At 61.7% G+C, this 11,862-nt stretch carries 11 protein-coding genes and 2 tRNA genes; 6 read left to right on the top strand and 7 right to left on the bottom strand.

Annotated features, from left to right (window positions below):
* Positions 1 to 4: 4 nt before the first annotated feature.
* Positions 5 to 406 carry a hypothetical protein gene (locus tag CAER_RS28745; RefSeq protein ID WP_027234104.1) on the bottom strand — a complete coding sequence of 134 codons (402 nt, stop codon included), beginning with the start codon at positions 404 to 406 and terminating at the stop codon, positions 5 to 7.
* A 177-nt stretch (positions 407 to 583) separates the two neighbouring features.
* Between CAER_RS28745 and CAER_RS0103470 the strand changes: the two genes are divergently transcribed.
* The 3 genes from CAER_RS0103470 to CAER_RS0103460 are packed head-to-tail and all read left to right on the top strand — an operon-like array spanning position 584 to position 6,029.
* Positions 584 to 1,834 (top strand): exonuclease SbcCD subunit D, encoded by a 1,251-nt coding sequence (locus CAER_RS0103470; protein ID WP_245597323.1) that lies wholly within the window; start codon positions 584 to 586, stop codon positions 1,832 to 1,834.
* A 2-nt stretch (positions 1,835 to 1,836) separates the two neighbouring features.
* A complete protein-coding gene (locus CAER_RS0103465) occupies positions 1,837 to 5,571 on the top strand; it encodes an AAA family ATPase (protein ID WP_027234102.1) in 3,735 nt (1,244 codons plus the stop codon).
* A 41-nt stretch (positions 5,572 to 5,612) separates the two neighbouring features.
* Entirely contained in the window at positions 5,613 to 6,029 is a 417-nt protein-coding gene (locus tag CAER_RS0103460) for a hypothetical protein (protein WP_154667634.1), read from the top strand.
* 80 nt (positions 6,030 to 6,109) lie between these two features.
* Here CAER_RS0103460 and CAER_RS27325 read toward each other — a convergent pair whose 3' ends face one another.
* The 4 genes from CAER_RS27325 to CAER_RS0103440 form a co-directional block, all read right to left on the bottom strand.
* Positions 6,110 to 6,976: a glutamate--tRNA ligase gene (locus tag CAER_RS27325; RefSeq protein WP_051357667.1), complete on the bottom strand. Its 867-nt coding sequence runs from the start codon at positions 6,974 to 6,976 to the stop codon at positions 6,110 to 6,112.
* A 23-nt stretch (positions 6,977 to 6,999) separates the two neighbouring features.
* Positions 7,000 to 7,257: a hypothetical protein gene (locus tag CAER_RS0103450; protein WP_027234100.1), complete on the bottom strand. Its 258-nt coding sequence runs from the start codon at positions 7,255 to 7,257 to the stop codon at positions 7,000 to 7,002.
* A 108-nt stretch (positions 7,258 to 7,365) separates the two neighbouring features.
* Positions 7,366 to 7,440: transfer RNA gene (locus tag CAER_RS0103445), tRNA-Glu, on the bottom strand.
* A 2-nt stretch (positions 7,441 to 7,442) separates the two neighbouring features.
* Positions 7,443 to 7,518: transfer RNA gene (locus CAER_RS0103440), tRNA-Glu, on the bottom strand.
* Positions 7,519 to 7,865: 347 nt separating this feature from the next.
* Here CAER_RS0103440 and CAER_RS0103430 point away from each other — a divergent pair.
* The 3 genes from CAER_RS0103430 to CAER_RS0103420 all read left to right on the top strand — a co-directional run bounded on the left by CAER_RS0103430 (position 7,866) and on the right by CAER_RS0103420 (position 10,087).
* Positions 7,866 to 8,426 carry a hypothetical protein gene (locus tag CAER_RS0103430; RefSeq protein ID WP_027234099.1) on the top strand — a complete coding sequence of 187 codons (561 nt, stop codon included), beginning with the start codon at positions 7,866 to 7,868 and terminating at the stop codon, positions 8,424 to 8,426.
* 157 nt (positions 8,427 to 8,583) lie between these two features.
* Positions 8,584 to 9,285, top strand: a complete 702-nt coding sequence (locus CAER_RS30595) for a calcium-binding protein (protein WP_051357666.1) — start codon at positions 8,584 to 8,586, stop codon at positions 9,283 to 9,285.
* A 115-nt stretch (positions 9,286 to 9,400) separates the two neighbouring features.
* Positions 9,401 to 10,087, top strand: coding sequence for a hypothetical protein (locus CAER_RS0103420; RefSeq protein WP_027234098.1), 687 nt, complete (start codon positions 9,401 to 9,403; stop codon positions 10,085 to 10,087).
* 15 nt (positions 10,088 to 10,102) lie between these two features.
* Here the strand turns inward: CAER_RS0103420 and CAER_RS0103415 are convergent, their stop codons facing one another.
* Together CAER_RS0103415 and CAER_RS27315 are read right to left on the bottom strand one after the other, a co-directional pair.
* Entirely contained in the window at positions 10,103 to 10,972 is an 870-nt protein-coding gene (locus CAER_RS0103415) for an ATP-grasp domain-containing protein (protein WP_084299375.1), read from the bottom strand.
* A complete protein-coding gene (locus CAER_RS27315) occupies positions 10,969 to 11,862 on the bottom strand; it encodes a metallophosphoesterase (RefSeq protein WP_051357665.1) in 894 nt (297 codons plus the stop codon). The genes CAER_RS0103415 and CAER_RS27315 overlap by 4 nt, the downstream gene beginning before the upstream one ends.

Genomic DNA, 11,862 nt, shown 5'->3' with positions numbered 1-11,862 from the left:
GGCTTCAGCCCCGCATTTCCCGCACCGTGTTAGCGCACTGCGCGTGCGCATTGGGCTTGCCGATGTGATGGGGGTTGAGGACGAGATACCACTCCGGCTCGTATCCGGGTGCCTGGGTCCGGGAATAAGTGCATCCTTCCGGGGACGTCCAGTAGACGCCATTCCCAGGGGCAGGATGATAATCGCCAGAGTAGCCCGCGGGGATCCTGCGGCCGCCATAGGGGTTGTTGGGACTGGTCGCCTTACCGAAGACGTCCGAGATGTCCCCGGAATCTTTCGGTCCAAATGTTTCGGTCGCATACTCAACCAGATCATCCATCCCATCCGGGATGTCCATCTGTTTCGAGGTTGAGCAGGCCGCAATCGCAAAGAGAAGGGCGCTCGCGCTCAGGGCAGTGAATTTCATGATATGTGCTTTCAGAATTTCGGCTTCGGCAAGGATAACCGGAATGCGAAAATCTTAAACATTCCCGAATAACTTATCCACATTTCGAAACCTGCCCTTATGGCGAAAAGAACATCTTGATAAGCGAAAAACTATTTCGTACCCTCCGGGAGCGGATTGAGACAATTCCCCCGGAGGTTGTCCGGGACTGCTTCGGAGGATGAATTGCGGTTTCTGCACACGGCTGACTGGCACTTGGGACACAGCTTGAATGGGTGGGCGCGCGATGGCGAGCACAGGGTGTTCTTTGAACGCCTGGCCCGGATCATCGAGGAAGAGCAGGTTGATGTGCTCCTCGTTTCCGGGGACATCTACGATGGCATCAATCCTTCCGGGGAAAGCCAGAAGATCCTCTTCGATGCACTGGCAGAGTTCCGCAGGCGGCGACCGGACCTCCTGATCATCATGACATCGGGAAACCACGATCCCGCAGGCCGTCTCGAGGCCCCGGAGGCCATTTTGTCCGGGCAGGGCACCAAGGTCATCGGTACGGTCCGCCGCCAGGATGAAGACGTCGACCTGCAGCGCCACATCATCGAGGTGCCGGGCCCGGACGGGGCTCCGGCCGCTGTGGTCATGGCGGTGCCGTTCCTTCGCGCCGCGGATATGCCGGGGCTCTCATTTGCGGACTCCGACCCGGGCCGATCTCCAATTGTTGATGCCGCGCGCAGCCTTCACCGGCAAATGGCCGCGGCTGCCCGCGCCGCTGCCGGGGATCTTCCCATCATCGCGATGGGGCATCTGACGTGCATTGGCGGCGAGGAAAGCGAGGGCGCAGAACGGCGCATCCTGATCGGCGGCGAACACGCGCTGCCGATCGATGTCTTCGATGAAGACATCGCATATGTTGCCTTGGGCCATCTGCACGGCCCCCAATCGCTCGACGGCGGACGGATCCGGTATTCCGGCTCCTGTTTTCCGCTTTCCGCCGCAGAGATCCGTTACCGCCACGGGGTAACCCTGATTGATCTTGCTGATGGCAATGTGGAATGGCGCCATGTCGAAATTCCGCGACCGGCAGAATTCTACCGCCTGCCCGCAACCGGCAACATGTCCCTCGATGAATTCCGGGTCGCACTTGATGCTTTGGACCTTGACCCGGAGACGCCTGCGGATCTGCAGCCCTTTGTCTATGGGACATTGTCGGCGGATGGCCCCGCCTCGGTCATTCTTGCAGAAGCCGAAGCGGTTCTTTCCGGGTATCCGGTACGGACGGCCGGGCTGAAAGTGCAGCGCGATGTTGCAAATGATGCACCTGTTGTGAAGGTTGCCTCCCTTCAGGACACGACTCCTGAGAAGCTCTTCATCGAAGCTTTCCGGAAAATCAATGACACCGACCCCGAGGCGCGGCATCTCGCAGCGTTCCGGGATGCTGCGGCGGAGGTTTGAGCATGCAGATCCTGTCCATCAGCGGGCGCAATCTCGCCAGCCTGGCCGATCAATTCAAGATCGACCTGCGCGATGAACCGCTCCGGTCAGCGGGCCTCTTTGCCATCACTGGCGAGACCGGTGCAGGCAAATCAACCATCCTGGATGCCATGTGCCTGGCGCTGTACGGGGAATGCCCCCGGCTGAGCTCTTCCGGCATCAATGATGACGTGCCCGATGCGTCCGGGGAAACCATCAAGGCCCGCGACCCGCGCGGCGTGCTCCGCCGGGGCGCTGCATCTGGATATGCGGAAGTCGAATTCATTGCCGCGGATGGCGCAGCCTACCGGGCGACATGGGGCATCCGTCGCGCGCGCAACAAAGCCGATGGGCGCCTGCAGAAACCTGAACGCAGCCTGACCCGGCTTTCGGACGGCCAGCTGCTGGCCTCTCAGATCAATGCGGTCAATGACGAAGTGGTGCGCCTGACAGGCCTGCAATACGATGAGTTCCGCCGCAGCGGCCTGCTCGCCCAAGGCGATTTCGACGCCTTCCTGCGTGCCGACACCGCAGATCGTGCCGCCCTTCTGGAAAAGGTCACCGGGACCGGGATCTACCGCGAGATCTCGAAGCGGATCTATGCCCGGGAAGGTGAGGCGCGGGAAGCTTTGGAGAGGCTCAAGGCGCGGCAAGGTGAACACAGCACGCTCTCGGACGAGGAGCGCGAAGCTCTCCGCCTGGAAAGCGGGCAGCTGACCCGGGAGATCGGTAAAGCAGACGCCACTCTCAAAGCGCTTGCTGCCGATCTTCAGAAGTACAAGGATGCCGAGGCTGCCGAGGCCCGGTTGAAAGAGGCCGCCGCAGCTCATAGCGCGGCTCTTCAGGATCAGGAGGCCGCCGCCTCCGAACGCTCCTTCCTGCAGCAGATCGACATCGCATTGCCGATCCGTCCGGCATACGACCGGGCCGTGAACGCCCGGCAGCAGACCAAACAGGCCGCGCTTTCCCTGAGCCAGGCCAATGAGGCGCTGCAAGCCCGGTCAGCTGCCGCCCTGAAGGCGCGCGACGCGGCTCAGGCTTCCGGGCATCAGGCCGCCAAAATGGAGGCAGAATTCAAAGCCTTCGCTCCCCTCTGGGATCAGGCGACTGCCCTCGACAGCAAGATCGCAACAGCTGGCGAGGAGCTGAGCCGCGCGCAAGATGCGCTCCGGGAAGCGGATGAGGCCCTCAGGCTGGCCACCAGGAAAGCAGCGCAGCTGCAAGAATCACGGACATCCCATCAGAACGCTTTGGCATCCGCTGAAGAGGGGCTGGCCAAATTCCCGGGACTGGAAAGACTGGCATCCCGCTGGGATGAGGTGCGCGCGCGGATCGATGCCCGCGCGAAGGTCTCAAAGGACCGCGCCGAGCAGCAGCTCCTGAACGACAAGGCGGGACAGGCAGCCGAAAAGGCACGCAAGGAGATCGAAAAACTCGACGAGGCGGACCGGCAGGCGCGCAACCGCATCACCGAGCTGTCCGGGAAAGATGCCGCTGACAGCCAGCGCCTTCAGGATATCGAGAAGGATGACCCTCAGGACCGGATGGCCCGGCTGACACAGGCTCAGGGCGCGGTGAGCGAACTGCGCAGCCACACGCGCTCTGCGGATCAGGCTCAGGCGCGCCTGAAGGAAGCAGAGGCTTCCCGGGAGGCCGCCGAGGCCGGTTATGCCCAGGCCGAAAAGGACGCTGCGGTTGCCAAAGGCCGCATCAGCGCTGAGGAAGCTGCCATCCGGGCGCTCTCTCAGCCGACCGAGAGGGCGGAAGCGGCCGCCTCCAATGCAGCCGCCCAGCTCCGTGTTCATCTTGAAGATGGGGAACCGTGCCCGGTCTGTGGCTCCCCGGACCACCCCTTGAGCGCAGATGAAGCGCTGGCGGAGCTTGCTTCCGGGATGCGCCGTGAGCTTGAAGGCCATCGCAAGGCGCTCGAAACGGCCTCCAAAGATCTGTCTTCGGCACAATCCCGGCTTGCCGGCTTTGAAGCCCAGAGGGCACATGCCGGCAAGGACGCGGAAAGCTGCCGGGGGACGATTGCCAGCATCCGGTCAGAATTCAGTATCATCCGGGAACGCGAAGCTGTCGCCGGAATTTCCAGCCTCATCCCGGAAGAACCGGTGGGTGCAGGCCCCGCACTGTCGGAAGTCGACGTAAAGCTTCAAGCGCGCGGCCAGGAAATCAGCGCCCTTGTTCGAGAGGCCAGCGCATTGCGTGCTGCACTCGACCAGCGCGCCAAGGAGCGAAACCGGCTCAATTCTGAAATCGAAGAGCGGAGCACTATCCGGGAAGGCCGCAAAGAAGCAGCTGCACTGGCAGATCAGGAAAAGGCCCTCTCAGCGCAGAGGGTCGAAGCCCTGGGCGCACGCCTTAGCGAGATCACTGATGAGATCGCGCCAGCTCTTGCCGCCGCCCGCACCACCCCGGAGGATCTGGACACGGATCCGGATGAAATGATGCGCAAGCTCACCCGCCTGTGCGAATGGTGGACGACCCAAACCGGGATCGTTGAACGGACCAGGGCGGCTTTGACGGATCTTGTTCCGGAAATCTCTTCGGCTGAGAGCGAGAAGGCGGGCGCCGAGGCGGCCCGGAAGCGGGCGGGTGCCACAGTTTCCGAACGCTCGGGTGTCCGGGATGGGCTTGTCCGGGAGCGTTCCGGTCTCTTGGACGGTGAGCCAACCAATACGCACCGGAGCCGGATCAATGCAGCGCGCCTGGATGCAGCCAAACGCAAGGAGGAGGACGATCAGGCTCTGACTTCCGCGTTGGGACAGGAGGCCGCCGCCCGGCAGAAGGCCGAAACGGCGCAGGAAACCGTGTCGGAAGCAGAGGCCGCGCTGACAGCCGCGGAGGCGGCCCTTTCCGGAGAGCTTCGTGATGCTGCGCTATCCCCGGAGACCCTCTCTGAGATCCTCGCTTTGGGCCATGCTGAGGTGAGCGCACTTCGCGCGAAACTTCGCGACACGGATGACCGTGTGACCCGGACGTCATCGGCGCTTCAGGAGCGTAAAGCGGATCACGAGCGCCTTATGGCCGCCGGCCTGCCAGCGATCTCCAAAGAGGATGTTTCGGCCAGAATGGCTGCGGAAGAGAAGGGGCAGACTGAGCGCCGCGCCCGGATCGGCCTGATCCAGGGCCGCCTGGAAACGGATGACCTTGCCAGAACCCGCCTTCAGGGACTGCTGCGCGACATCGAGAAGCAGAAGGCCGAATGCGATACCTGGATCCCGGTGAACGCGGCGGTCGGCTCAAGCAGCGGCAACAAATTCGCCCGCATCGCCCAGCTCGTGACCCTGTCTGTGCTTGTGGAGCGCGCCAACACGCATCTCGCCCTGCTCAAACCCCGTTATGAGCTGATCCAGGGCGGTGAAGACCTCGCGCTGCATGTCATCGATCATGACATGGGGGATGAGATCAGATCGACCCGCTCCCTCTCGGGCGGTGAACGCTTCCTTATCTCCCTCTCCCTGGCTCTGGCTCTGTCGGGCCTGGGGCGGCAGGGCGCAATTGCAGCCACGCTCTTCATCGACGAGGGCTTTGGAAGCCTTGATGCGGACTCTCTCGACATTGCCATCGAGGCGCTTGAAGCGCTGCAAAGCCAGGGCCGCACCATCGGCGTCATTTCTCACGTCGAGGCCATGAAGGACAGGATCCCCGTGCAGGTCCAGGTGCGCCGCACCGGTAGCGGGAAAAGCCTTGTGGAAGTCGGGCTGGCCGCATGAGCGGCCAGCATCTAGTGCGCAGAATGCATTCGGAGAAAGAAATGCCAGTATATCGCCTGTTCCATCTCGACCACCCCAATGAGCCCATGGCTCCGTCAAGCAGCGCCATGGAAGCCCGCTTCCAGGCTATGATGGGCCGCGTTGAGGAGGCGGTGCGCCTCGGCCTGTACCGGGAGGTGGCCCGGGTACAGTCCCCGGACATTCATCAGCTGTTCCCGCTTACCAATCACATTGATGCGGATTGGACCGAAGGTGCGAATATTCTTGCCGTATCTACACCTGCGCGTTCCACCAGCGTCGGCGACATCGCCATGGATGAGGAGACCGGACAGCTATCCGCATGCGCGGCTTACGGCTGGGACGGCCTCGATGCGGAATATTCCGGGATGTTCCGGGACCATCTCGGCACGGCCATCCCGGAACTCCCTGCACCGGCAAGCCCGGACTTGACCCCCTGAGTGTGCGAATTTCGGTTTCCGGTTTCGTTTCGCCGCAGCTTCCGGGCCATGCTTCTGCGGGTCCTGGGAACCAAAGACCGTCAGCGTGAGGGCCGCTGCGCCTTCGCCTTGTACTTCCGATCGAAGCTTGCAAGCTTTTGCGGATCAAACGCGGCCGGGCTTGCACGCATCTTCCCGGACTGCAGGAAGAGCCCTGTCGCGCGATCGCGATCAATCAGAGCCATGGACCTGTCGTCGCAAGACGGCCCCCATCCCATCCTCAGGAGGAAGTTCAGCATGGCATCCCGATCAACGCCGGCATCGCGATAGGACAGCAGACTTGCTGCCGCATCTCGCTTCGACATCTTCTTGCCGCCCAGAGTGATCAGGCCCAGGTGTGCGAAATGGGGCAGGGGATGGCCGAGCGCGTCATAGATTGCCGTGTGCCGGAAGGTGTTCGTCATATGGTCAATTCCACGCAGCACCAGGTTGATCCCCATATCCGCATCATCCACCACCGACGCGAAGTGATAGACCGGCATCCCATCCGCCTTGATCAGCACCTGGTTCCGCGCCAGATCCTGCACCTTGCCGCTTGGCGCCTGATTGCCGGAAATGAGGTCGTGCCAATCGCCTGCGGCACCATCCGCAAGCAGGATCGCTCCATTATCGGCGCGAACTGCGCGCCCGGCCGAGATCAGATTCCCGGCAATGCCGTGATACAGATCCAGCCGATCGGACTGCCGGTGGACCGCATCCGGAATGAGACCAAGCCAATCCAGGCAATCGTGGATGACATCCACTGATGCGTCATTGTTGCGGGCCAGGTCGGTGTCATCGATCCGCAGGATGAACCGGCCGCCGGAGGCTCGGGCCGCGAGCCAGTTGAAATAGGCGGTGCGTGCCGTTCCAATATGGAAATCCCCCGTTGGAGAGGGGGCGATGCGGGTGGTGTATGCGGGTGTCATTTCGGGTAGCGCCATTCTTGATATCAGGGGAGGAGCGGATGGTCCGGGAGGTCTTCCGGATCACAGATCACGGAGCGGCTGTATGGCGAGGCATTCTGCCTGGCCAGCTTGACAAGTTCCGGGTTCTCCGTCTTCAGGCGGCGGTAGGAGGCAAGCTCCTCAGGGCCAAAAAACGATCCGGCATGGATGGTCCCTGGCAGGTAGTCGCCGCTTGAAATATCAAACAGCAGTGCCGCGGTTTCCGGACCGCTTGCGCTCAGATAGTCAAGCTTCTGGCGCATCCACACATCCGACTTGCCGGGCTCCGGCCAGCGGCCTGGATCTTGCGGGCGTGCGGGCTTGCCCCGGACCGCTCTGAGTAACTTTTGCAGCATAAGAAGCCTCTGGTATGGCAGCGCCTACGGGGATCGAACCCGTGTTTCCTGGTTGAAAACCAGACGTCCTAACCACTAGACGAAGGCGCCATTGGCATCCGCAAGGGGTCTCGAACCCCTATCCCAAGAGTGAAAGTCCTGGATTCTGACCAGTTGAACTATGCGGACGAATGGGCGCAGAGCTGTCAGCGCCCGGGCATCAAAAAACCCGCCTCAAGGGGCGGGTGCAGGGCATCGGTCGCGTGCTGGATCTCTGTCCGCGCGTTACACGATGCCCATCTGTTCGCGTTCATATTTCATGGCGTGCAAGCTCCAGCTTCACAGTCAACTTTCGGCCAAGGTAGACAAAGGAAAACGCTTCGTCAATCTCTTTTTCGCACAAATGCGAAGCCCGCCGATTTTTGCGATTTACCAAGTGATATTCCGGATAATCCTTGAACTCATGCCTAAGCTCTGATTGTAGTGGTGGGGCGCGAGCTGCAAGTGATTGTATATTCCCGGAACAGGAGGAGGCCATGGCCCCCTTAAACCAAGAATTCAAACCCACCCTGCTTGCAACCGGTCAGCCGCTGCCCCTGGAAATGGGTCTGGCCATTGCCAGCCAGCCCGCCGGGATGAGTGGCGGATTGTTCTTCGACCTCAACATGATCCTGATGCGGCTCGATCAGCCCAGAAAGCGCGAACTGCGCGATTTCAACAAGCAGGCAACGGTCCGCCTTGGCGATTTTGGCAGCTTCCTGCTGTTCAGCCCGAAATTCCGCGGCTTTTCCTTCGACTTGCTGTGGTCCCCGGTTATTGCCCGCGCCCAGGACGGCGCAGGCATGGTTGCGGTCAATGAGGGAGAGCGCCTCAACCTCAACTTCGTTCTGGTCGATGAGCGGACGATCGTCCGCGGCATCCGGGTCGGGACAATCGGCCCGAAGGCGTCCGGGTTCCTTGCCAGAACCCAGAGAAATCTCATGGGGCGGGATGTCGACGCCGAGCAGGTCCAACGGGATATGGAGAGGCTGTTTGGAGAACACCCGCATGGCATCCCGGACAAGATGTTCAAAGCGCGCTCTGCGATCGGCGCCTGAACAAAACGAGCCGTGCCAAGCTCCCTCAGCTGGATCAGCCTGCAAAACATTGCAATGTTTTTCGCACTGCCCAAATGTATAGGCGGACATGATTTCCGGGCAGCCAGCGCGCCCGGAAACGAGAGCCGGACTACGAAACGCAGAAAGGCATGAGCGAATGGCGAAAGATATTGAGATGACCCCGAACGAAGAGGATGCAGTCCAGTTCCAGGTCGGCACGCCCGAGGGCGAAAGGATCTTCGGAACCGAAGTTGACGATATGATCTTCGCCGAGGAAGGCAATGATACCGTCGATGCGGGCGCCGGGAATGACACGATCGAGGGCGGGCAGGGCGCTGATGTGATCAAAGCGGGCCGCGGTCATGACCAGGTCTTTGGCGGAGATGGCGCCGATGTGATCTATGGCAATGATGGCAACGACGAGTTGCATGGCGGTGCCGGGCGCGACAAGCTTCGCGGCGGCAACGGAGAAGACATTTTGCTCGGCGGGGAGGGCCGCGACCAGTTGTTCGGCGGTGCAGGTCGGGACACCCTCGATGGGGGCAGCGGCGATGACATCCTGAAGGGCGGCCGCGGCAACGATGTTCTGACCGGCGGCAGCGGCGCTGATACCTTCGTATTCGGCCCCAACGACGGGGCTGACATCATCACGGACTTCTCCGTGGTCTCGGAAGGCACTCAGGAGGCTGATGTGCTTGACATTTCGGCCTTCACGCGCCTCGACTCCTTTGGCGACGTTACTGAACACCTGACCCAGACCTCTTCCGGTGTGATGTTCGAATACGAGGGCGCCTCGGTCTTCCTCGAAGGTGCGCATCTCGACTTGATGACCGTGGACAACTTCATTCTCGCCGGCTGATCCGCGCCGGCATATCTATCAACATCCTGCCCCGAGAGGGGCAGGATTTTCCAATTCCGGATCTTCGTTTTCACATATCCCGGCTATTCTTGCTCCAGCACCCAAGGAGTGAAGCATGTCCAAATTGATGACCCGCAAAGAGCGGAAACTGGCGGCCAGGCTGCTTATGAACGATCTGCGCAAAGCGCGGCACCGCGGCCGCTGGTCTGATGGGAACAGGCTGTTTCACGGCGAGGAGATCGAGGAGCTGATCGGCAAGCTGTCCCGGAAGCTGACCAACGACACCGCCGCCAAGCGGCCAGGGATCCCTCGTTTTCACAACGCCCTTGCCGGTTTGTCCCTGGTGCGGCGGAATCCGGCTATTCATGGCCTCCCGGAAAAAGCGCCCGCACTGCTGGCCGAGCGGGCCCGTAAGACCTACGGCGGCGCGCTTTCCGGCACGCCCGGCTCAATGGACCACTTCATCCTCTCCCGCCGCCTTGCCAGGAAGGCAGGCTCAGTTGAACGCACTGAGCTGCTGCTGGATCAGGAAAGGGCCGCATTCACGCGCAGGCTCAGCCGCCCCGGAACGGTAATCATTCGCAGCGCCTGCTTCGAATTCACCGATGGGGAGCCTGTGCCTGCAGGCGCGCGTCTGACGGGCACCGGCCACGGCAGCTGGTTCGACGCGCAGGGCAGGGAGGCCGAGATCTCACCGGAGAACCTGGTGGCCACCCAGTGCAAACCCGTGCGCATGACCAAGGGTGAAAGGCGCCGCCTGGCGGAGCTGACTGCAGAGGCTGACCACCTGTCACCGTGGTAACGGCTCCTTCGGGCTTCAAAGAAGCAGCCTGTCCAATCCCCGGGCGATCGCGCCAAAGTCGGCGCCCGGGTAGAAGCCTGAGGATGTGAAGCCATTCAGCTCCACAAGCCGCGGCACGCCATTCTCATCCATGACAAAATCCGCGACCACCGGGTCGGCCCAGACTTCAACATGCCCGGCAACCTTCGAAGCCAGGCTTTGAACCGCCTGAGGGCATGGGGGCGCGGGCGCATCGGCCTCGAAAGAATAGGCCGCGCAGGTCAGGACCTCGCCGCTCATGAGCCAGAAGCGGTATTCGTGCGGCGCGATAGCCTGCGCTCTGTCAAAAGCGACGAGGGCATCTCCGTGGACATTGTGAATCTGGCGCTGCGCGGAAAGCTCCTGCGCCAGATCCGAGATATCAAAGACTGTGCCGGAGAAGTCCTTGCGTGAGGATGCCGGGCGCATGAACAGCCTCTCCCCGAACAGCGCTCTGAGCTGATCCTCCCGGCTTGCGGCCTGTCCGAATGGCAGCAGGATGGTTTCCCGGTTCAGAAGCCACTCCCGGGGCATAAGTCCGGAAAACGTCTGTACGGACAAGTGGTCTTCATCCTGAAGGATGCCCGTCGCCAGATGGCCGCAGTTGCGGCGCACATATGCGGCAACCTCCAGGGATCCGAACACTGCGACCCGGGTTCCGGACATGGGATCCAGCGGGCTTTCCGGGGAGAGCTCCGCGTCAAGCCGGTCAAGATCAGCCCTCCAGTTCCCGGAGGTGCTGAAGACGAGCGCTGCAGCGCCGGAAGAGCTGACCCCCGGAACCGGATCGAGCCCCCGCAACAATTCTTCCTGGAAGATCATATGGACCGGGCCGGCGCGCCTGGCCGGAACCATAGGCATTTTCATGGCATGAGGTCTTCCGTTTCAGGTTCATTGGCCATCCTGGGCGCATTGCTGTCCAGGATGCGCAGCGGCTCGAAGCCCGCGCCCTGTCCGGGGTAGCCGCGAATATTGCGCAGAAAACGGATGTCGCGCTCCTGACCGGAAAGGAGATACTCCACAGCATCGTGGCTGTGCCCGCAAATCCAGGCGTCGACCGGGAACGGCTCGATTTCAGATGCAAGGTCGGACGCATAGGCTGCTGAGATGATGTCGGCCTCCTCGCGGCGCTTGGGGTTCAGCATCTGTTTGACCGGAAGGTGGTGGGTCATAACGATGGTGCGCCCATCAAATGGCTGGGCGAGAAGCTCGAAGATCCGGGCCTTTTCCTGCAAATGCATGGCCCTCGTGTCGCCGGGGAGCATCTTGCGGTAAATCCCGGTCCTCTCGTCGAAGAACCGGACCCTGCTGTAGTCATTCATCGTGGATGCAACGGCACGCTCTGCACCAACAGCCCGATCCGGATAGAGCTGCAGATCCGTCCAGAGCGTGGCCCCGATAATCCGGGTGTCGCCGATCGTCCGGGATGTTCCCCGGAGGATCTCGACATCAACGCCTTTCGAACGCCTCTCGGCAATGCGCTGATCTTCCAGCGCCCAAAGCTTCTGGATCCTCTTGGCGCCATACGGCTCATGGTTGCCATCGATCATGAGGATCGGGCAGCGCCAGATATCCCAGACCTCTTCCGCCAGATCGATGTGCCGGCCCTTCACATCCGTATCGCCAGCAATGAGGATCCCGTCGATATCAGATCGCGCAGGCGCATCGCTGCCCGCACCGGGTGCTTCGGCCGGAAGCGGCACCTCGAAAGGCTCAAACTCACAGTGGAGATCGCTCCAGAAAAGAAATCGCGCCAT

The sequence above is a fragment of the Leisingera caerulea DSM 24564 genome, assembly GCF_000473325.1.
GTDB classification, from domain to species: domain Bacteria; phylum Pseudomonadota; class Alphaproteobacteria; order Rhodobacterales; family Rhodobacteraceae; genus Leisingera; species Leisingera caerulea.
The sequence above is the reverse complement of the archived record's forward strand: the minus strand, read 5'-3'. Positions and strand labels throughout refer to the sequence as shown.